At 53.6% G+C, this 20,935-nt stretch carries 20 protein-coding genes; 9 read left to right on the forward strand and 11 right to left on the reverse strand.

The genetic code is table 11. The annotated features are described in order from the left end of the window. Positions 1–152: 152 nt before the first annotated feature. The 3 genes from PY990_RS12080 to PY990_RS12090 are packed head-to-tail and all read left to right on the forward strand — an operon-like array spanning position 153 to position 2,895. Positions 153–1,145, forward strand: a complete 993-nt coding sequence (locus tag PY990_RS12080; RefSeq protein WP_240965905.1) for a CheR family methyltransferase — start codon at positions 153–155, stop codon at positions 1,143–1,145. Then, positions 1,142–1,744, forward strand: coding sequence for a chemoreceptor glutamine deamidase CheD (locus PY990_RS12085; protein ID WP_275271809.1), 603 nt, complete (start codon positions 1,142–1,144; stop codon positions 1,742–1,744). Before PY990_RS12080 ends, PY990_RS12085 begins: the two co-directional genes overlap by 4 nt. Before the next feature lie 11 nt (positions 1,745–1,755). After that, the gene (locus tag PY990_RS12090) at positions 1,756–2,895 is read left to right on the forward strand and encodes a protein-glutamate methylesterase/protein-glutamine glutaminase (protein WP_171098296.1); all 1,140 of its coding nucleotides are present in this window, start codon (positions 1,756–1,758) and stop codon (positions 2,893–2,895) included. 1 nt (position 2,896) lies between these two features. On the opposite strand, the gene PY990_RS12095 is transcribed toward PY990_RS12090, so the two are convergent. Next, positions 2,897–4,615 carry a putative bifunctional diguanylate cyclase/phosphodiesterase gene (locus PY990_RS12095; protein ID WP_275271810.1) on the reverse strand — a complete coding sequence of 573 codons (1,719 nt, stop codon included), beginning with the start codon at positions 4,613–4,615 and terminating at the stop codon, positions 2,897–2,899. A 102-nt stretch (positions 4,616–4,717) separates the two neighbouring features. Between PY990_RS12095 and greB the strand changes: the two genes are divergently transcribed. Then, positions 4,718–5,275 (forward strand): transcription elongation factor GreB, encoded by a 558-nt coding sequence (greB, locus tag PY990_RS12100; protein ID WP_105028627.1) that lies wholly within the window; start codon positions 4,718–4,720, stop codon positions 5,273–5,275. Positions 5,276–5,559: 284 nt separating this feature from the next. On the opposite strand, the gene PY990_RS12105 is transcribed toward greB, so the two are convergent. From PY990_RS12105 to PY990_RS12140, 8 genes are all read right to left on the reverse strand, one after another. After that, positions 5,560–7,788 carry a RelA/SpoT family protein gene (locus PY990_RS12105; RefSeq protein WP_275271811.1) on the reverse strand — a complete coding sequence of 743 codons (2,229 nt, stop codon included), beginning with the start codon at positions 7,786–7,788 and terminating at the stop codon, positions 5,560–5,562. A 59-nt stretch (positions 7,789–7,847) separates the two neighbouring features. Further along, the gene (gene minE, locus PY990_RS12110; protein WP_105028628.1) at positions 7,848–8,102 is read right to left on the reverse strand and encodes a cell division topological specificity factor MinE; all 255 of its coding nucleotides are present in this window, start codon (positions 8,100–8,102) and stop codon (positions 7,848–7,850) included. Positions 8,103–8,106: 4 nt separating this feature from the next. Further along, on the reverse strand, positions 8,107–8,919 hold the full coding sequence (minD, locus tag PY990_RS12115; RefSeq protein WP_008251789.1) for a septum site-determining protein MinD: 813 nt from the start codon (positions 8,917–8,919) through the stop codon (positions 8,107–8,109). Between the two features lie 10 nt (positions 8,920–8,929). Then, entirely contained in the window at positions 8,930–9,751 is an 822-nt protein-coding gene (minC, locus tag PY990_RS12120; protein WP_275271812.1) for a septum site-determining protein MinC, read from the reverse strand. 118 nt (positions 9,752–9,869) lie between these two features. After that, complete coding sequence (gene rpoZ, locus PY990_RS12125) at positions 9,870–10,076, reverse strand: DNA-directed RNA polymerase subunit omega (protein ID WP_008251793.1); 207 nt, start codon at positions 10,074–10,076, stop codon at positions 9,870–9,872. A gap of 9 nt (positions 10,077–10,085) precedes the next feature. Next, entirely contained in the window at positions 10,086–10,733 is a 648-nt protein-coding gene (gene gmk / locus PY990_RS12130) for a guanylate kinase (RefSeq protein ID WP_275271813.1), read from the reverse strand. A 70-nt stretch (positions 10,734–10,803) separates the two neighbouring features. Further along, the gene (locus PY990_RS12135) at positions 10,804–11,709 is read right to left on the reverse strand and encodes a hypothetical protein (protein ID WP_275271814.1); all 906 of its coding nucleotides are present in this window, start codon (positions 11,707–11,709) and stop codon (positions 10,804–10,806) included. 81 nt (positions 11,710–11,790) lie between these two features. Then, positions 11,791–12,720, reverse strand: coding sequence for a YicC/YloC family endoribonuclease (locus tag PY990_RS12140; protein WP_275271815.1), 930 nt, complete (start codon positions 12,718–12,720; stop codon positions 11,791–11,793). A gap of 71 nt (positions 12,721–12,791) precedes the next feature. On the opposite strand from PY990_RS12140, the gene dinB reads away from it, so the two are divergent. Genes dinB through hemW form a run of 4 tightly spaced genes read left to right on the forward strand, consistent with a single transcriptional unit; the run spans position 12,792 to position 16,767 of the window. Further along, on the forward strand, positions 12,792–14,000 hold the full coding sequence (dinB, locus tag PY990_RS12145; RefSeq protein WP_275271847.1) for a DNA polymerase IV: 1,209 nt from the start codon (positions 12,792–12,794) through the stop codon (positions 13,998–14,000). A 38-nt stretch (positions 14,001–14,038) separates the two neighbouring features. Then, positions 14,039–14,770, forward strand: a complete 732-nt coding sequence (gene rph / locus PY990_RS12150; RefSeq protein WP_275271816.1) for a ribonuclease PH — start codon at positions 14,039–14,041, stop codon at positions 14,768–14,770. 23 nt (positions 14,771–14,793) lie between these two features. Continuing rightward, positions 14,794–15,423, forward strand: coding sequence for an RdgB/HAM1 family non-canonical purine NTP pyrophosphatase (rdgB, locus tag PY990_RS12155; RefSeq protein ID WP_275271817.1), 630 nt, complete (start codon positions 14,794–14,796; stop codon positions 15,421–15,423). A gap of 39 nt (positions 15,424–15,462) precedes the next feature. Continuing rightward, a complete protein-coding gene (gene hemW, locus PY990_RS12160) occupies positions 15,463–16,767 on the forward strand; it encodes a radical SAM family heme chaperone HemW (protein WP_275271818.1) in 1,305 nt (434 codons plus the stop codon). 16 nt (positions 16,768–16,783) lie between these two features. Here hemW and PY990_RS12165 read toward each other — a convergent pair whose 3' ends face one another. Beyond that, positions 16,784–17,335 carry a hypothetical protein gene (locus tag PY990_RS12165; protein ID WP_275271819.1) on the reverse strand — a complete coding sequence of 184 codons (552 nt, stop codon included), beginning with the start codon at positions 17,333–17,335 and terminating at the stop codon, positions 16,784–16,786. A gap of 97 nt (positions 17,336–17,432) precedes the next feature. On the opposite strand from PY990_RS12165, the gene clpB reads away from it, so the two are divergent. Further along, positions 17,433–20,021, forward strand: coding sequence for an ATP-dependent chaperone ClpB (gene clpB / locus PY990_RS12170; RefSeq protein WP_275271820.1), 2,589 nt, complete (start codon positions 17,433–17,435; stop codon positions 20,019–20,021). On the opposite strand, the gene PY990_RS12175 is transcribed toward clpB, so the two are convergent. Further along, a complete protein-coding gene (locus PY990_RS12175; protein WP_275271821.1) occupies positions 19,996–20,934 on the reverse strand; it encodes a hypothetical protein in 939 nt (312 codons plus the stop codon). The genes clpB and PY990_RS12175 overlap by 26 nt on opposite strands. Position 20,935: the final 1 nt, after the last annotated feature.

Below are 20,935 nucleotides of genomic sequence, written 5' to 3' on the forward strand. Positions count from 1 at the left end.
TGTTGTGTGCAGGATCAAAGCGAGAGATAACGCCCTTTCAAGGTTTTAATCCTTGCATTATTTTATTCATAGTATCGGAACATATCAGGGTATAGAACTCATTCGCGTCGGGGCACCTCCCAAATTGTGTTAACCCCGCGACAAAGGCCCTGATGAACCGACCCCCCGTGAAATTTGAATTCTCCAAAGCACAGTATGCCAATGATGCTGTAGCCGGTGCCAAACAGGCTGCCGCAGCGGTCAATCGCAGTTTGTTAAGCGATGACAATGCAGACCGGGAGTTTGAATTCAATGACAAGGACTTTGCCCGTGTACGCGCGCTCATCCTGAAAATAGCAGGTATTTCACTGGCACCCAGCAAGCAAAGCATGGTGTACAGCCGATTGGCCCGCCGCTTGCGCGCATGCAACCACAGCCGCTTTTCTACCTATCTGGATGCGCTGGAGTCCAACTCAAGCAACCCGGAATGGGAGCACTTCACCAATTCGCTCACCACCAACCTCACTTCCTTTTACCGTGAAGCACATCATTTCGATATTCTGAAAAAGCAGTTGCAATCGCTTTCGCGCAACGCACGAATCGAGATGTGGTGCAGTGCAGCTTCCACCGGCGAAGAACCCTACACCATGGCCATTACCGCGATGGAGGCCTTCAACAGCATGAATCCGCCTGTGCGCATTCTGGCCACCGACATTGACACCAAGGTGTTGGACCATGCCAAAAAAGGGGTGTACCGCATGGACCAGGTCGACAAAATTCCCGATGAAATACTGCGCAAGTATTTTTTGAAAGGAAAAGGCGAAAGCGAAGGCTTGATCCGTGTACGCCCCGAGGTGCAAGCATTGTTGACATTCCGAAAGCTGAACCTGATGGAGAATGTGTGGTCCCTGCGCCCAGGCTTTGATGCCATTTTCTGTCGGAATGTGATGATCTATTTCGAGAAAGATGTGCAGCTGCAAATTCTCAAGCGGTTTGCCCCCTTGATGAATCCAAATGGTTTGTTGTACGCAGGCCATTCCGAGAATTTCGCCATGGCGCGAGACTATTTCACCTTGCGTGGTAAAACCGTGTATACCGTCAACACCGACAAGGCCGCGAAAACCGGCACTGGTGGTGAAGGTCAGGCGCGTCAGGTTACTGCATGAGCACAGGATTTCTCACCTCGCCTGCTGCTGCGCACTGCGCAACGTTGCCAGTGAAGAAAATCATCATGCCCGGCGATTATTTTGTATCGTGGGCACCTGCTGAAATTTCCACCCTGCTTGGCTCGTGTGTGTCCGCATGTGTGTGGGACAGCCATCGAAAAATCGGGGGGCTGAATCACTTCATGTTGCCCGATTCGCCCTCTGAGGCCCGCAGCCTTGGCGACAAAACCAAGTCTTTGCGCTACGGCTTGTACGCCATGGAATGCTTGATCAACGACTTGTTGACCATGGGCGCGAAGCGAGAACACCTCAGCGCCAAAGTATTTGGCGGTGCCAATATTACTGGTGCCTTGAATACCCAGCACGTGGGTCGCAGAAATGCTGAATTCGTGATCGATTTTTTACAGAAAGACAAAATCAAAGTGGTGGCATCCGATTTGGGTGGGCCACACAGCCGCCGCATTCGTTTCAATACCCAAACCAGTGCCGTTCGTGTTGAGCGAGTGGCCAGTGCCAATTCAGCCGCCTTGCAGCAGGAAAAGCGCTACAGCGAAAAGATCAACAAAGACCCCGTCAATGGCGACATTGTGTTTTTCTAAGGGCCCATGAGATGAATAAAATCAAAGTGTTGGTGGTGGATGATTCGGCCTTGATCCGAAACTTGATGAGCAAGATCATCAATTCGCAGCGCGACATGGAAACCGTGGCCACGGCACCCGATCCATTCATTGCCAGAGATCAAATCAAGAAATTCAATCCCGATGTGATTACACTGGACATAGAAATGCCAAAAATGGATGGCATTGAGTTTCTGGAAAAAATCATGCGTTTGCGGCCCACGCCGGTGTTGATGGTGTCTACATTGACTGAACGTGGAACCGACGTAACCTTTCGCGCCCTTGAACTTGGAGCAGTTGATTTCGTGACCAAACCGAAACTGGACATCAGCCAAGGCATGATCGACTATGCCAACGAAATTACCGACAAAATTCGTGCTGCGTATGCCGCCCGTTTTCGTTTAAACCGTCTGCCACCGAAACCTGCTGCGCAAGCTCCCGCAGCGCAAACTGACCCGGTCACTGGCATGGTGGTACCGGCAGAAGTGGCCAAGCCCGCGCCCACCAACAATGCATTGGGCAATCGATTTGCAGCCACCGAGAAGCTTGTATTGATTGGCTCATCTACAGGTGGCACCGAAGCGATTCGAGTCATTCTGGAGCAGCTGCCCAAAGACAGCCCTGCAATTCTGATTACCCAACACATGCCTGCCGGTTTTACCAAAAGTTTTGCAGACCGCTTAAACCAGGTGTGCAATATCACCGTGAAAGAAGCTGTGCACGGTGAGCGCGTATTGCCAGGCCATGCCTACATTGCGCCCGGTGACAAACACCTGTTGTTGGGGCGCAGTGGTGCCAACTACATTTGCCAGCTCTCTGATTCTGAGCCAGTCAACCGTCACCGCCCGTCGGTGGAAGTGTTGTTCAAATCAGGTCAGGAAGTGTCGCCGCGCAACATCGTGGGAATCATGCTCACTGGCATGGGCAAAGACGGTGCACAAGCCATGGCTGACATGAAAAAAGCGGGTTCTTACAATATTTGCCAGGACGAAGCCAGCTCTGTGGTGTTTGGCATGCCGCGGGAGGCAATCGCCCTCGGCGCTGCCGATGAAGTGGTGCCGCTGAACCTGATTGCCAAGCGTTTGCTCGATTACCTCTCAAAAATTGGCGGGCGCTCAGCCGTTCGAATTTAACTTAGTCAAGCGTGGTTTTATTCAGCCAGTTTTTCAAGCTGTCCATATCCATGGGGCGTGAAAACCAATAGCCTTGCAGCCTGTCGCATCCCATCTGGATCAAGCTTTCTCGCTGCGCTGCGGTCTCAATGCCTTCGGCATGCACAATCAGGCCCAATGCATGTGCAAGGTCGATCACAGCTTTCACAATCATGTGGCTGTTTTTGTCCTCCAGCAAATCCATCACAAAGCTTTTGTCGATTTTCAGTACATCCACGGGTAGTTGGCGCAGGTAGTTCAGCGAGGCATAGCCAGTACCAAAATCATCCATGGCAATTTGCGAACCCTGCGCTTTCAGTTTGTTCAGTGCGTCCACGGTACGGGTCATGTCATCAATCGCTGCAGATTCAGTGACTTCAAACTCAATCCATTTCGGGTCAAGCCCCGCATTTCGAATGGTTTGCTGAGCCTTGGCCGGAAACTCCGGATTCAACAACTGACCAGCCGAGCAATTGACCGCGCACCACAGCATGTGCCCTTGCTGGTGCAGCTCCAGCACTTTTTTGCTGCTCGATTCAATCACCCAGTCACCCAGTGCATCAATCAAGCCCGAATCTTCGGCAACGCCAATAAACTCGCTGGGCATGATCCGGCCCAGTTCTGGGTGGGTCCACCTTACCAGGGCCTCAAGACCACAAATGCGGCCCGTTTTAAGGTCTTCAATAGGCTGAAAGTCAAGCACCAGCTCGTTGCTTTCAATGCCTTTGGCCAAGCCCAGTTCAATCGTTTTTCGGCGTTTGGCGAGATCATGAATTTCCGCATCCAGAACATTCAACAATTCCAAGCCGCACGACTCGATCACATGCGCCACTGACTGTGCATGTGTGACCAACTCGGCTGCGTGTTGGCCATGCACACCTGGGCGCGCCAACCCCAGGCGCATATTGGGGCGTACCGCAATGTTGTCCACTGTGAATACACGGTTCAGGTTGGCTTCAAACTCGCACAGAGTGTCAGCAATCAAGGTTTGGTCTGCACTCCAGTCCAGCTTGTTGGTCAGCACCACCAGCACATTGTCAGACCAGCGACAAATAATGTCCTGTTTGAATGTGTCCCGAATTCTCTCTACAATTTTTTCCAGCATGTTGCGCCGAATGCGCGGGTCCACTTCCGGGCGGCGTGCCTGGTTCCTCGACACGTTCACACTCAGCAGGCACAGGTCGTTGTCCTCGCCAGAATTTGTGCTTAGGCCCGACAAGGTTTTCACCAAACCCTGGCGGTTTAAAAAACCAGTGGCTGAATCAAAATACACCGCCCGCCTGTGGGCTTGCTCAAGCAGCAGTTTTTCACGGCGAAGCCGGTGTGTGTGTATTTCCCGGCGTACCGCAGGAATCAGGCGCTCGGGTTTGGACTTCTCCACATAATCGCGCACACCTTCGTGCATGGCCTGCACGCCCAAAGCGTCGTTGGCCAGTCCTGAGAGCAGAATCATGGGTGTTTCTGGTCGCAGGGTCTGAACCATTTCAATGGCCCTCTCGTGCGTCAGTTGCGGCATGGAATAGTCGCAAATCACCAGGTCAGGTTCGATGTCGTCCAGCGTTGTTCGGAGCGTTTCCTCGCTGTGGGCGTGCCGGACAATTGCTGTGTGCCAGGTTTTGGTTAGCTGCCGCTTGATCAATAGAAAATCGTCGTCGCTGTCGTCGACAACAATGATTCTGGGCGCTTCCTGTTCTATCGTCATTGAAGGATTTATGATTGTGTAATTGGCAAAGAAACGACCGCTTTCCTGTATCCTGCACACTTCTGCAGAGGCTGTCTAGTCGGGCAATTCACGAGAAAAGACATGAGCAAGGCTTTCACCAAAGAAAACGATTCAGAATTCGAGGACGACGGCCCCGACGCCGCCCCAGCCTTACCTCAAGGCCTGAAAAATTACATCACACCCAAGGGCTACCGCCGCTTGCGCGACGAACTCACTCACCTTGTGAAAACCGAGAGGCCCGAGGTGGTGTCTGTGGTGTCTTGGGCGGCGTCCAATGGAGATCGCTCCGAGAATGGCGATTACCTGTACGGTAAAAAACGCCTGCGTGAAATTGATCGCCGAATTCGTTTTCTCACCAAGCGCACTGAAATTGCCGAGGTGGTAGATCCTGCCACGCAGCAGGAGCTTGAGAGTATTTTCTTCGGCGCTACAGTCACCTACATCAATTCAAAAGGTGAGGAACTGACCGTGAAAATAGTGGGGGTTGACGAAGTGGATACCGCCAAAGGGCACATCAGCTGGATTTCTCCGGTGGCCCGTGCTTTGTTGAAAGCAAAAGAGGGCGATGTTGTGCAATTGATGACACCGGCTGGGCGCGATGAGCTTGAAATTGTCGAAGTGCGGTATGTGATTGATTGACCCAGTGAGGGTGCATTTTGATCTGAACTTGAAGGGTCACCGCTGCTTTTAAAGCCCAATCGGCGGCGGTGTTTCGATCGCCTCGCCTTCAAGAAAACCTGCCCGTTTGAATTCACCCGCCACGGTCGGCCTTAGGCCGGCACCGAGACTCGGCCGTGTATTTTGCCGAGCGAGGAGAGTCAGGGTGAATATCATAAAGGGATCAACAGGTTTTCTGGCGAGAGAGCGAAATCCAAGCTGATTGGGCTACCAAGAAAGCGGCGAGATATCGGAACCCAAGCGGATCAGTGTGTCGCCGTGTCAGCCACCGGCAAACGCACTTTCGCAAAAGCTCGGCCCTTCACACGGGTCACCCGCTCCACGTATTCAAGCCTGCGCAAGGCCATCAAAATGCGCGCCAAGTGCACACGGTCAGTCACCTGAATGGTGAAATGCAACAGTTTGCGGTATGCCGTTTCATCGCTCATCGTCAGGTTGGTAATGTTGGCCCCGGCATCTGACAAAGTGGCCGCAATGGTAGCCAGTGCGCCTTTCTCGTTCACCGCCTGCAAATCTACATTCACGTCAAAGGGGCGAGTAATTTCAGGCGACCATTGAACATCGGTCCAGCGCTCCGGTTCCTTGCGAATCTGCTTGCGGGCCGTTTCGCATTCGTCGGTGTGGATGATCAAGCCCGAGCCCTTGCGCACATATCCAATAATATTGTCGCCGGGAATTGGCAAGCAGCAGGGGGCGCGTTGAACCGACATGCCTTCACCACCGTGAATCATGATAGGCGCACGGGCTTCACCCACATTGCCTGAAGGTGCATCCACCCTTGCATCAGCACGGCCCATGGCGATCAGTACACGGCGCGCCACGACGGGCGCCACACGGCGGCCTGCGCCAATGTCGGCCAGCAATTCGTCTCGGGTGCTCACTTGCGAGTCTTTTTGTAAACGGTCCCACACCTCGTTGGTAAGGTGCTCAAGCTTGATCTGGTCGGCTTCAAGCGCCTGTTCCAGCAATCTGCTGCCCAAGCGCACGGTTTCCTCAAGATTCATGGACTTCAAATAGTGCCGAATCTCGGAGCGTGCCTTTCCTGAGCGCACAAAACCAAGCCAAACCGGATTGGGGCGGCTGTGGGGTGCAGTAATAATTTCAACCACATCGCCACTTTTCAAAATGGTACGTAATGGCTCAATCACTTGATTCACGCGTGCAGCCACGCAATGGTTGCCCACATCGGTGTGCACTGCGTAGGCAAAGTCGACCACGGTTGCGCCACGGGGCAGGCTCATGATCTTGCCGTTCGGCGTGAACACGTACACGGCATCCGGGAACAGGTCTACCTTGATGTGTTCCAGAAACTCGGCTGAATCGCCGGTTTGGTTTTGAATGTCAAGCAGGCTTTGCAGCAGTCGGTGGGTTTGCGTTTGAATGGTGTTCAGCGCTTCGCCTTCGCCTTTGTACAGCCAATGCGATGCCACGCCTTTTTCGGCCACCTGGTGCATTTCTTCAGTGCGAATTTGAAACTCGACTGGCGTGCCGTACGGACCCAGCAAGGTGGTGTGCAGGCTTTGGTAACCGTTCAGTTTTGGAATGGCGATGTAGTCTTTGAACTTGCCTGGAACTGGTTTGAACAGTTGGTGCAGCATACCCATGGCCATGTAACAACCAGGCATGTCTTTCACCACCACGCGGAAACCATACACATCCAGCACCTGAGAAAAGCTCAGGCGCTTTTCAATCATTTTTCGGTAAATGCCGTACAGGGCTTTTTCGCGACCATACACCTGACAATCAATGTTCGCGTCGCTCAGGCACTTTTCAACAGCTTCCAGAATTTTGCCCACCACTTCACGGCGGTTGCCTCGTGCTGCCAACACCGCTTTTTTTAGCACTTCATAACGCATGGGGTAAGCATGCTGAAAGCTGAGTTCTTGCAGTTCGCGGAAAATTTCGTTCAAGCCCAGTCGGTGGGCAATGGGGGCGTAAATTTCGAGGGTTTCAAGTGCAATGCGGCGTTTTTTGGCGGGGCTCATAATGTCGAGCGTTCGCATATTGTGCAAACGGTCGGCCAACTTCACCAAAATAACCCGCAGGTCTCGGGCCATGGCCAGCAGCATTTTTCGGAAGTTTTCAGCCTGGGCTTCTTCCCGGGAAGAAAACTCCATTTTGTCGAGCTTCGAAAGCCCGTCGACCAAATCGGCCACCGAGCCACCAAAGCGCTCGATCAAATCCTCTTTGGTGGTGCCCGAGTCCTCCATCACATCGTGAAGCAGGGCGGCTTGAATGGCCTGGCTGTCCAGGCGCCAGCTGGCGCAGAGTTCAGCCACCGCGATGGGGTGGGTTACGTAGGGTTCACCCGTGGCGCGAAACTGCCCCAGGTGCGCAACGTCAGAAAACTTGTAAGCCTCGCGAACGCGCCGAATCTCAGCCTCGGGCAGATAAGTCGAGGCTAGTCCGATAAGCTGTGCGATAGAGACCACATCGGGTCGGTTTGGCTCAGGTTGAAGTTCTCTGGCTTGCATTGCCCCCCGCATTTTGTACCACTGTTACAACTAAAACTACGATCTTCTATTGTGCAGTCTTACTTCTGGTCCGGCAAGACGATATTGACTTCCAACATCTCCATATTGCCTTGTTTTTGAAGGTTAAACTTCACGTCTTGTTGATCAATCTTGACGTATTTGGCAATGACTTGCATCAATTCGTCCCGCATTTGGGGCAAAAAGTCGGGACCGTCCTGGTCAACACGCTCGCGCGCAATGATCAAAGACAGTCGTTCTTTTGCAACATTGGCCGATTTTTTCTTCTCGCCAAACAGCATGCTCAGTAGTGACATGGCCTTAACCTCCAAACAAGCGCTTCAGCAGGCTTGGCTTTTCATAGTCTACGAATCGCAAGGGTTTGGTTTCACCCAAAAAGCGTGAAATGCAGTCTTGGTAGGCCAGTGCAGCGTCATTTTCCTCTGCGTGAATCACTGGCATGCCCTGGTTTGAGGCCTGCAATACAGTTTCACTTTCAGGAATTACGCCCAGCAAAGGCACGCGAAGCAGGTCGGCCACATCGGTGTAGCTCAACATTTCGCCGTCAGCGGCGCGCTTGGCCGAGTAACGCGTAATCAGCAGGTGTTCTTTTACCGGCTCACCGCCTTCCTTGGCGCGTTTGCTCTTGGCTTGCAGAATGCCAATGATCCGGTCGGAATCGCGAACCGAGGACACTTCCGGGTTAGTTACCACAATTGCTTCATCGGCAAAGGTCAAGGCCATCACGGCGCCACGCTCAATGCCAGCCGGGCTGTCGCACACAATGTACTCGAACCCCATTTCGATTAGGTCCTTGATCACTTTCTCCACGCCTTCTTCGGTCAAAGCGTCTTTGTCGCGTGTTTGCGAGGCGGGAAGGATGGACAGCATGGGGCAATGTTTGTCTTTGATCAAAGTTTGTTGCAGACTCGCTTCGCCATTGATCACGTTGACCAGGTCATAAACCACCCGGCGCTCGCAACCCATGATCAGGTCCAGGTTTCGCAAACCCACGTCAAAGTCGATCACCACTGTTTTAAAACCACGCAAGGCCAAGCCTGCGGAAAAACTTGCGCTGGTGGTAGTTTTACCAACGCCACCCTTACCGGATGTAACAACAATGACTCGACTCACAAATGGTCTCCTAGCGGATGTTGATGGCCTTGAGTCGCAATACTGCCGGCTCAGTGCCATGGTCAAGATGAATTAATGTGGGTTTGGAACGGTTCTCTTCGGGAAAACCGCCCTCGAATGTTAAATAGTAACCAGCCACGGCCACCAGTTCCGCTTCGAAACAAGTGGAGATGATTCTGGCTTGGGTATCGCCCGCTGCGCCGGCCAAAGCGCGGCCACGTAATACTCCGTAAACGTGCACATTGCCATCGGCGATGACTTCCGCACCGGCTGACACCTGGCCCATCACGATCAGGTCTGCTCCCTGGGCATAAATTTTCTGGCCGCTGCGTACCGATTGGTCGATCACCATGGTTCGGCGGGGGTTGTCGAAACTGGGCACAGCCGGGTGGCTGACCGGGGTGGAATCGGACTCATCCGCCGTTTGTGTCTCGGTGATTGCTGCTTCAGGTGTTTCAGGCGGTGGTGCTGATTTCAATTCCGCTTCGGGTTCAGCCTGATCAGCTTCTGCAGTTTCGAAACGAACCCCCAATTCTTCTGCCTGGGTTTCAAGGGCCTCACTTTGGCCACGTACTTCAACCAACAGCACACCAGCAGCCTTCAGCATTTCCGCGTAGGCTTTCAATTCAACGCCATGTTCGTTCAGTTCAGCATTGTTCCAGCCAGAAAAGTCGAGCACGGCAGGCTCGGCGGAATACACCCCGGGCGTTGGGCCCAAGCGCTTCTTCAATGCCTCAATACTTTCTTGCAGCGGAGCAGGGCGCAAAGCGAATGTCACTGCCTTGATTTTGGCAAATTTGATGTCCAGCAATGCTGAGGAAGGTTTGTTCAAGGTAATCGAGGTCCGGGAATTCTGAGTTTTCAGCCAGCTGAGTTTTCAGTCAATTTTACGAACAAAGCCCGAGCCGTGTGCCGGTCTCGGGCTTTTTGAGATGCGCAATTGCCCGATCTTAGATGGGCACGCGTTTCAGCATTTCAATACCAATTTCCCCAGCTGCTATTTCACGCAGTGCGGTCACGGTGGGCTTGTCTTTGTCAGATTTGACTTTGGGTGTGTGGCCTTGGGCCAGCATGCGGGCGCGGTAAGTGGCGCACAGGGCCATGTCGAAACGGTTAGGGATCTTTTTCAAGCAATCTTCAACGGTGATGCGGGCCATCTGGTGTCCTTACAGTCCAATACTTTTGAGTTGCGCCCCGTGGCGCGCCATTTGCTGGTTGAAACGGCAACGGGATGCGAAGACGATCGATTTCAGCTCCAAAAGAGCCTGTGTGAAATCATCGTTAAGGATAACATAATCAAAGCGTCTCGCTTGCTCGATCTCGAGTTGTGCGGCACCCATTCGCTTCAAAATGACTTCTTCGCTGTCTGTGCCACGCCCACGCAGCCTTTTTTCGAGTTCTTCCATGCTGGGTGGAAGAATAAAGATGGACACCACGTTGTCTACCTTGCGCACCACTTGCTCGGCACCTTGCCAGTCGATTTCCAGAAGCACATCACGGTCAATGGCCATTTGCCCTTCAACCCAGGCGCGGGATGTGCCGTAGTAATTGCCGTGTACATGTGCCCACTCAAGGAATCCGTCTTGATCGCGAATGGCTTCGAACTCGGGTTGGGAGATAAAATGATAGTCTTTGCCGTCCACCTCGCCTGGGCGGGCGTTGCGGGTGGTGTTGGAGATCGACAAACCAATGCCCTGAACTTCAGCCAGAAGCGCTTTCACCAAAGACGACTTGCCCGCGCCAGAGGGTGCACTGACGATAAACAGGCTGCCGGAATACTGTGGCGTGTGTTGGGGTTGGGCCAAGGCGGTCATGAAGCGCTCGAACAAAGATCAACAAGCCGTGATTCTATGGGATTTCCTCTTGACTCGCCATGTCGATTGCTTATTCAGCAGGCTTCGTCTGCTCGGTCAGAACAAACCACGGTTTTGTAGAACTTTCATCGCCGAATCCACTTCCTTTGCTGACTTTGTAGCTTGAAATGGGAGCGGCGATCAATTCTCGCTCATTGGGCAGCAAGGCATTTGACACAGAAATGTCTTTGGCCAGCTCGGATTGAACAATACAGCTGACTGCCCCAAAGACGCTTGGTATCAGTGGGGTTGAGCAGTCACTGCGCTTGCTCATGCTCAAAAAATAGTCGGGTACAAAAGGTTTGCCAGTTTTCTCGGATTGCAACATGGCTTGGAACATGGGCGATGCAGGGTTCAGGTTATGCTGGGCCTCGGCAGACTGCACGGGCAAGGCATTCAAAAAGCTGACCAGTATCAGGCTTCTTTCTCGCAGGTCCGAGTGTGATTGAGGGGAACCTTTGAAATCACCGCGCAAAAATTCGTTCATGGCTTGTGAATATCCGTCAGTTGCAATGTAGTCCCGAAGCACGCACCGCTCTGCTGCACTGACCGGTAGCGCTTGCTGACCCTCTTTAGGCGCATTGGGTAGGGCTTGTGGTGCTGAAAGTGCCTCGATTCGTTCCTCGACCGTCAAGGTATTCTCAAGTTTGTAGTGTCCCCCGACTTTGACTCTTGGAATCTCGCCCTCGCTGGAATTGCCAATTTCCAGCCGACCGCTTTTGATGAGGTCCATGTCCGCCAGCTTTTCCTGACCGACCCTGAACCCGGCGAGTTCGCCGCGTGGCATTCGCAGTGTGGGGTGGCTCAACAAGGCCTGTGCACAGACTGACTGTCCTTTGGCGACCAACAGCAGACCGGCAATGCGCGGGTCCTTGGCTGCGTGAGGTAACACGTGTTTCAGGAGCTGGTTGATCAGCGAAGAAATAGGAGTTGTCATTGGGCAAAGTCTCGAACAGGGACAGGTTCGATTGGGTGCCCAAGGATTGAAATTGGTTCAATGTATCCCCGTATTCGGATTCTATTCGATGTTCTGAACTTGTTCGCGGAACTGTTCCACCAGTACTTTCAAGTCAATACTGGCCTGGGTTTGAGCAATTGCGTGGGCTTTACTGCCCAGTGTGTTGGCCTCGCGATTTAGCTCTTGAGTGACAAAATCCAGCCGTTTGCCAATAACCCCGCCTTTTTTCAGAATACGGCGCACCTCAGTGAAGTGCGTTTGCAGCCGCTCGACTTCTTCTTTTACATCGATGCGTACGCTGTGCAAGGCCACCTCGTGTTTGATGCGTTCTTCAAGGTCTTCCACGGTCAGGTGGCTGGCTTTGTCGGAAATGATTTTGTCGAAGGCCTCGGTCATGCGTTCCCGAATCTTGCCCTCATAGTGGGCCAAGAATTGGGGCAACATCGGCAGCAGGCTGTTCACGATCGCTTCCATTCCGTCGATTTTTTCCAGAAGCACCGCAGCAAGGCCTGCACCCTCACGTTCGCGGCTTTGCTTTAAGGCAACAATGGCCTGGTCGCACAAGGCTGAAATGGTCTCTTGCAACTCTTCGCCGCTCAGGCTGTTGTCTTCGACCACACCAGGCCAGTTCAGCACCTCGGTAATGCGAAAGCCGTTGGCCTTGGGCAAGGCGCTTTGAATGCTGGCCTCAAGCGCAGCCAATTGTTTGACTTGTTCCAGGTCAACCTTCGGAATCCGTTTTTCGCCCTCTGCACGTCCCCAGGAAATCCGGCATTCCACCTTCCCACGGCTCAGCGCGTTCATCAGTTTTTCGCGAATCAGTGGTTCCACCATGCGCAGGTCATCGGCCATGCGAAAGTTCAGGTCCAGAAAACGGGAATTCACGCTGCGCAACTCCATGCTCAGGGTGCCAGCACGGGTGGTGCTTTGTGCATTGGCAAAGCCTGTCATGCTGTGTACTGCTGCGGTGTTTTTGCTGTCCTTGCTCATTTGCGGCCTGTGCGTGTGTGTCAGTGGTGCATGGATTGTAAACTCTGGGCTGGTGCTTGTTTTATTCGGGGGTGTTTTTGTCGGGTCGAATCATTGCCCATTTGGACATGGACGCCTTCTACGCCAATGCCGAATTGGTGCGCAACCCGGCTTTGCGGGGTTTGCCGGTGGCCGTTGGAGGGCGCCGAGGCATGCAGCCGCTGCCCGGGCAGCAATTCCCGACCTTGGCGCAGTACCAGGGCAGGGGTGTGTTAACCACCGCCAACTACGAGGCCCGTGCGCTGGGTTTACATTCGGCCATGCCGACCATGAAGGCCGCCAAGTTGGCACCCCATGCTGTATTACTTCCTGCCGATTTCGACTGGTACAAAACCCTGTCAAGACAGTTCAAGGCCGCCGTGCGGGAATTGGCACCCAACGTTGAAGATCGCGGTATCGATGAAATCTACATTGATTTGACCGGGGAAACCGGGGGGGATTTTGAGGCGGCCATTGAACTGGCGCGCCGATTGAAGGCTGCGGTAACCCGGGCTACTGGCGGCATGACCTGTTCAGTGGGTTTGTCAGAGAACAAGTTGACCTCCAAGATTTGCTCCGACTTGCAAAAACCAAATGGCCTAAGCGTGGTGCGTCCCGACCAGTTTCAGGAAATAATCTGGCCGCTTCCGGTGGGCAAAATCAATGGGGTGGGGCCCAAGGCTCAGGAAAAGCTGAAAGCCATGGGTGTCAACAGCATTGCCGAGCTGGCTGCCCAACCTGTCGATTTGCTGAGAGAACGTTTCGGCGAAAGTTATGGGCTTTGGATGCATGAAAGTGCCCATGGCATTGACCGTCGGGAAGTCGCTTTGTATTCAGAGCCGAAAAGCATCAGTCGGGAAACTACGTTTGAGAATGACATGCATGTGCGCCGGCAGCGCGACAACTTGACGCAAGTATTGCTGCACCTTGCCGACAAGCTTGCTCAAGACCTTGCCCGCAAACAGCGTCTTGCAAAAACCATCGGTGTGAAAGTGCGCTTCGCTGATTTCAAATCGCTGACGCGCGATATAACCACGGGTTTGACTGTGAGCTCTGCGGAAGAAATTCTTCAAGCCACTCGGGCTTGCCTGAAGAAAATTCCATTTGAAGACAAAGGGGCCAGATCAACCATTCGCCTGTTGGGAATCAAAGCCAGCCATCTGATTACCCCCGCGGAGGATGCGCTTGAAAAGGCCGCCGAGGAAAGCAGGCGAACCAAAGGGCAAGCCCAATTGTTTCTCGACCTGGAAGATGCGCCATAATGCGTGCACTACAAAAGCACACGCACTGGAGAATTTGAATGAACGCCACCCAAGCCCGCCCCGATGGACGAAGCCCTGACACCTTGCGCAATATCAGCCTGGAGCGCAATTACACAAAGCATGCCGAGGGTTCAGTCATGGTGCGTTTCGGCGACACCCATGTGTTGTGCACCTGCAGCGTTGAAGACAAAGTGCCAGGCTTTTTGAAAGGACAGAACCAGGGTTGGTTGACGGCCGAATACGGCATGTTGCCCCGTTCTACCCATTCCCGCATGGATCGCGAGGCGGCCAAGGGCAAGCAAAGTGGCCGTACGCAGGAAATTCAGCGCCTGATTGGCCGTGCCTTGCGCGCAGCAGTCGATTTAAACAAGCTGGGCGAACGTACCTTGAAAATTGATTGCGATGTGATCCAGGCCGATGGCGGCACACGCACGGCATCGATCACGGGCGCCATGGTCGCTGTGGCCGATGCAATTGGCAAACTGGTGGCCAGCGGCGCTTTGGCTGAAAACCCGATCAAGCAGTTCGTAGCGGCCGTGTCGGTGGGTGTGGTCAACGGCCAGGTTGTGCTTGACTTGAATTACGATGAAGACTCCACCTGCGAAACCGACTTGAATGTGGTGATGACCGAGAAAGGTGGCTTTGTAGAAGTGCAGGGCACCGCCGAGGGCGATGCCTTTAGCCGGGACGAATTGAATGGCATGCTGGACTCGGCCGCAGCTGGAATTGCTGAGCTGGTTCGCCTGCAGAAAGCGGCTTTACAGGCATAAAAACTAAGTTGGATTACAAAGCGATGGCGGCGAACAGCGAATGGGTATTGGCCAGTGGCAACAAAGGCAAACTGCGGGAATTTCAAGACCTGTTTGCCCCTTGGGGCGTGAATTGGGTTGCACAGGGTGAACTGGGTGTGCCCGATGCCGAGGAGCCCTTTCATACCTTTGTTGAGAATGCCCTCACCAAGGCGCGCCATGCCAGCCGCCTTACAGGCCGCCCTGCGCTGGCCGATGATTCGGGTTTGTGTGTGCCCGCGATTGCGGGTGCGCCGGGTGTGTTGTCTGCCCGGTATGCCACCTTGTTTGGTCAAGAAAAAAGCGATGCCAACAACAACGCCTGCTTGATTGAAAAGCTCCAGGGTGTTGAAGACCGCCGCGCGTATTTTGTGTGCGCCATGGTGTGGGTGGCCCATGCGGATGACCCTACGCCCACCATCGCCCAGAAAATGTGGTGGGGTGAGGTAATCGATACGCCGCAAGGTGAACATGGTTTTGGTTACGACCCTCACTTCTGGTTGCCAGAGCATCAGTGCACGGCCGCGCAAATGCCCAAAGAATTGAAAAACCAATTCAGTCACCGCGCGCTGGCCACCCAAGCCCTGTTGCAGGAATTGCAGCAGCGCCTGGGTTTGAAAAAGGCGGTTGCATAAGTGGAGCAGGGCGAGGACAAATCAGGCAAGCCGGGATTCATGGCTTCAACCACGGCTGGCAACCTGGTCGGCCGTGTCTTCATGCCCAGCGAACTTCGATTTGCCGCCATGCCGCCTTTGGCTCTTTATATTCACCTGCCTTGGTGTGTGCGCAAATGCCCTTACTGTGATTTCAACAGTCACTTGGCGCCGGAGAGCAAGCTGCGTGAAGTGGGCGTACCGCTGGTGTCGGATATTCAGTGCGTCGACATGAATCTATCGATCGCTGGTGAGCAGGGTTTTGCAGAGTCGCTGCCTATGGACTTGCAACGCCGTTACCTCCATGCCCTGATTGCCGATCTTGACCAACAATTGCCCAAAATCTGGGGCCGAAAGTTGTACTCAATTTTCATCGGTGGTGGCACACCTTCCCTGTTTGCGCCCGAGTTGATTGATGAACTGTTGGGCGCAGTGCGTGCACGTTTGGGCATGCCACAAAGTGGCGAAATCACCATGGAAGCCAATCCTGGTACTTTTGAACAAGCGCGATTTGAAGGGTTTCGAGAGGCGGGCATCAACCGCTTGTCGATCGGTGTGCAAAGTTTCTCCGATTCTCACTTGAAGGCCTTGGGACGGGTGCACAACAGCGGGCAGGCCTTGGCCGCAGTGCGCAGTGCCGTGGCCTTGTTCGATGAAGTGAACATTGATCTGATGTATGCCTTGCCGAATCAAAACGTGGAGCAGGCACTGGCCGATGTGGCGCAGGCCGTGGCGCTGGACAGCACGCACCTTAGCCTGTACCAGTTAACCATGGAGCCCAACACGCTGTTTGCGGCAAAACCGCCGCCTCTGCCCGATGACGACACCTTGATCGACATCGAAGAGGCCGTTCACAAGGCTGCGAAGGAGGCAGGCTTTGAGCAATACGAAATTTCGGCCTTTGCCAAACCCGGACACCGCTGCCAGCACAACCTGAATTATTGGGGGTTTGGCGACTATCTAGGTATTGGTGCCGGGGCGCACGCAAAAGTAAGCTACCCCAACCGCATTGAACGGGAAACCCGCCACCGCAACCCCATGGCTTATATGGAAGAAATGGAGGGTGCCGCGCAACCGCTGGAGGTGCGCACCCTGGCCGTGAACGAGTTGCCGTTTGAGTTCATGCTCAACGCCTTGCGCTTAATCGATGGTGTACCCGAAAGCTGGTTCGTGGAGCGTTGTGGCAGGCCATTGAGCGATTTGCAAAAGCCTTTGAAACAGGCATTGAGCAAAGGTTTGATTGAAACCCAACCTGGCCTGTTCAAGCCCACTGAATTGGGCTTTCGTTTTCTGAATGACCTTCAGGAAATGTTCCTGGCCAGTTAAGCGCTTTTTGTCCGGTTCAGTTCAAGTGGCGCGTTTCTGGCCGCTCGATAATGCTGGGCACACTCTTGAAATGCAAACCCCAATCAGCCTGCCCACAGGTTTTTATCAACAAGTCAGCAAAGCCGTGCTGCAGCTGTTCGGCCATTCGCATCTCGAACCCTTTGCCACTGCCTGCAACCAATTTCAACACCAGATCGGTGTTGTGCGCCTCGCCACTGGGGCGCAGCTCAATCTGAGTGATCAGAAGGGGGTCGGCACCCAGTGGCGTGGTGGTGTTTTTGTCTTGAAACGGGCTTTTGAAATCAGCGGAGTACAGCGACACTTCGCGGCTCATTTCGAGCAGCGCTTTGCGGCCCGCCTCGTTCAGCGGCCTGTCGCTGGCCAGTAGTTTTTGCATCATCTCATCCAGGCTGGGTATCAACATGCGCACCATGCGGCGCGTCAGCCATACCCGTACCTCCTGGTTTTCAGCCGAATTGATTCGCATCAGGATGCGATCATGCTCGGGCGCGTAAGCAACTTGGAGTTGTTTGATTTGCATGGCAGCGTACTTGGAAAAATAGTGCATGTCATTTGTGTTGGCGTTATCTTGAAATCACCACGCTCGCCCACACATACGGTTTATGGGTATTGTGACTCAAAATTGTTAAGAAGGGTTTGCACACATGCGTTTAGATCGACTGACCACCAAGTTTCAGGAAGCTTTGGCCGACGCCCAAAGCCTGGCTGTTGGAAAAGACAACCCCACAGTTGAACCTGCACACGTGTTGTTGGCCATGCTCAAGCAGGGCGAGGGGTCTGTTCGCGGCGTCATCAGCAAAGCGGGCGGTAACCCGCAGGTGTTGGTCAAAGGCGTTGAGGCCGAAGTGAACAACCTGCCTCAAGTGGCCAACAATGCGGGTCAAATCCAGATTGGCAGCAAATTGCAGGCTGCCTTGAACCTCACCGACAAAGAGGCGCAAAAGCGAGGCGACCAGTTTATTGCCAGTGAACTGTTTTTGCTGGCTTGTTTGCAAGACAGCACCGGCTTGGCCAAGGTCATGAAAGAAGCGGGCTTGAATGCCCAGTCGCTGAACACTGCAATTGAGCAGGTGCGCGGTGGCGCCGCTGTCGACAGCGCCGAGGGTGAAAGCCAGCGCGAAGCTTTGAAAAAATACACCATTGATTTAACCGAGCGCGCCCGGATGGGCAAGCTGGATCCCGTCATCGGTCGCGATGACGAAATTCGTCGTGCCATTCAAATTCTGCAGCGCCGAACCAAGAACAACCCTGTGCTGATCGGCGAACCTGGTGTGGGTAAAACCGCGATTGTGGAAGGGCTGGCGCAGCGCATTGTGAATGGCGAGGTGCCTGACACCTTAAAAAACAAGCGTGTGCTGGTATTGGACATGGCCTTGTTGCTGGCCGGTGCCAAGTACCGCGGCGAATTTGAAGAACGCCTGAAAGCCGTATTGAAAGACGTGGCCGCCGATGAGGGGCAAACCATTGTGTTTATTGATGAAATTCACACCATGGTGGGTGCTGGCAAAGCCGAGGGTGCAATTGATGCCGGCAATATGTTGAAGCCTGCACTGGCCCGCGGCGAATTGCATTGTATTGGCGCCACCACGCTGGATGAATACCGCAAGTACATTGAAAAAGATGCAGCACTTGAACGCCGTTTCCAGAAAGTGCTGGTGGGCGAGCCCAGTGTTGAAAGTACCATTGCCATTCTGCGTGGTTTGCAGGAACGCTATGAGTTGCACCACGGCGTGGACATTACCGACCCCGCCATTGTTGCGGCTGCGGAGCTTAGCCACCGGTACATTACCGATCGCTTCCTGCCCGACAAAGCCATTGACTTGATTGATGAGGCTGCCGCGCGAATCAAGATGGAAATTGATTCCAAGCCTGAGGAAATGGACAAGCTCGATCGTCGGATCATTCAGCTGAAAATTGAACGAGAAGCTGTGAAGCGCGAGCAAGACGACGCCTCTAAAAAGCGCCTCGCCCTGATCGAAGAGGAAATTGTTCGTCTTGAGCGTGAGTATGCAGACCTCGACGAAATCTGGAAAAGTGAAAAAGCAGCAGTGCAGGGCAGTGCGGCCATCAAGGAAGAAATTGATCACATTCGCGCAGAAATCGAGCAGTGGAAACGCAAGGGCGATTGGCAAAAAGTGTCTGAACTTCAGTATGGCAAATTGCCCGATCTGGAGAAAAAGCTGAACGACGTGAAAGACAACGAGGGCGGCGAGAAAAAACCGAACAGGCTGTTGCGCACCCAGGTTGGTACCGAAGAAATTGCAGAGGTGGTTAGCCGCGCAACCGGCATTCCAGTGAGCAAAATGCTGCAAGGTGAACGCGACAAATTGTTGCAAATGGAAGCTGCCTTGCACATGCGTGTCGTTGGGCAAGACGAAGCCGTCACCTTGGTATCCGACGCTATTCGCCGTTCACGGGCTGGGCTTTCGGACCCCAACAAGCCCTTGGGTTCGTTCCTGTTTCTGGGCCCCACCGGTGTGGGTAAAACAGAGCTGTGCAAGGCACTGGCCGGTTTCCTGTTTGATTCGGAGGACCATCTGATTCGTATCGACATGAGTGAGTTCATGGAGAAGCACAGTGTGAGCCGGCTCGTGGGTGCGCCTCCGGGGTATGTGGGCTATGACGAAGGCGGTTACTTGACCGAGGCTGTGCGCCGCAAACCCTACAGCGTGATTTTGCTGGATGAGGTGGAGAAAGCCCACCCCGATGTGTTCAACGTGCTGTTGCAAGTGCTGGATGATGGGCGTTTGACCGATGGGCAGGGCCGCACTGTGGACTTTAAAAATACAGTCATTGTGATGACATCCAACCTGGGTTCGCATGAAATTCAGCGCCTTGCCGGACAAGATGGTGAAGTGATCAAGGCTGCTGTGATGGAAGAAGTGAAGCAACACTTCCGCCCGGAATTTATTAACCGGGTAGACGAGTTGGTGGTGTTCCATGCTTTGGACAATGCACACATCGCCAATATTGCCCGCATTCAGTTGCAGCGTTTGCAGCAGCGTTTGGCCAGCCGCGACATGCGCCTGGAGGTGAGCGATGCAGCCTTGGCCGAAGTGGTGAAAGCTGGCTTTGATCCGCTGTACGGTGCTCGACCCTTAAAGCGTGCCATTCAGCAGATCATCGAAAACCCGGTTTCAAAAATGATTCTGGAAGGCCGGTTTGGGCCAAACGATGTGGTGCCAGTTGATTTCAAGGAAGGTGCATTTACCTTTGAGCGGGTGGTTCACTGAAATAGTGTTCAGGAATGCGGCGGTCGAACTGATCCGATAAACTCGAAAGGCTGGATTCTATAGATTGGCGGGCCAGATTCATTGTCTGGCCTGCCAATAGTCTGGGAAGGCCCGAGTAGGGCATCAAATCATGTTCGGGTGCTTCCAGCTGAGTGCCCGCATCATCTCGAAAGTACCTGCTGGTTTTATACAGGCTTTCATACTCGTCGTCTTTCAGCCGCGTAACGTAACACTCAACATGTTCCAAAGGATGATCGTGTCCTGTTTCCAGGCGATGACTCTTCAATGCTTGTCGAATTGCCTCAACACGACCCACACCATCCAGCGTAATGATTCGGTCTTGTCCTGCACAGCCAACTTTTAAAGCACCTGAGGAGCCAGCAAGCAAGTTGATCGTTTGAAGGTCAATGGTTTTTTCAGTTGGGTTGGACTTTAACCATTCCAGTATGCAACTGGCACGCTGGGCAGTTTTTTCAATGGCTACTCCATCGATGCTGTGCTGTGACCGTATGACGTCGATCGGCACTTTTGCGAGGCGGTAATCCTCACTGCGAATTCTTCCAGTGATCCAGGACGAGGTGTTGTGACGTTTCACGCGGGCCGGGCAGGCAATTGCTGTCAGCAGTTGGGGCAGCGCCTTCAAACTGCCAAATTTTGAGAGCATGGCGCGGATTCCACCGCTGTCAGTTTCTTGCAGGGGCGGTTGTTGCGCCAGGCAATGTTGCAGGGTTGTACTCGATTGCTGCTGGTTAAAGTGGTTTGCAATGGCTTTTGCCGAAATGGATATGGCCTGACCCGTGGCTGGCTTTGTGGGGGAAAGCTGGTCAAGCTGGCTTTGGGAAAGCGCTTTGGAATTGGCGCGTGGGCTGGATTCTGGGGTATTGGAGATCACTTCGCTGGTAGAAAGTGGCATC

This window comes from Limnobacter olei, assembly GCF_029087225.1.
Lineage (GTDB): Bacteria > Pseudomonadota > Gammaproteobacteria > Burkholderiales > Burkholderiaceae_B > Limnobacter > Limnobacter olei.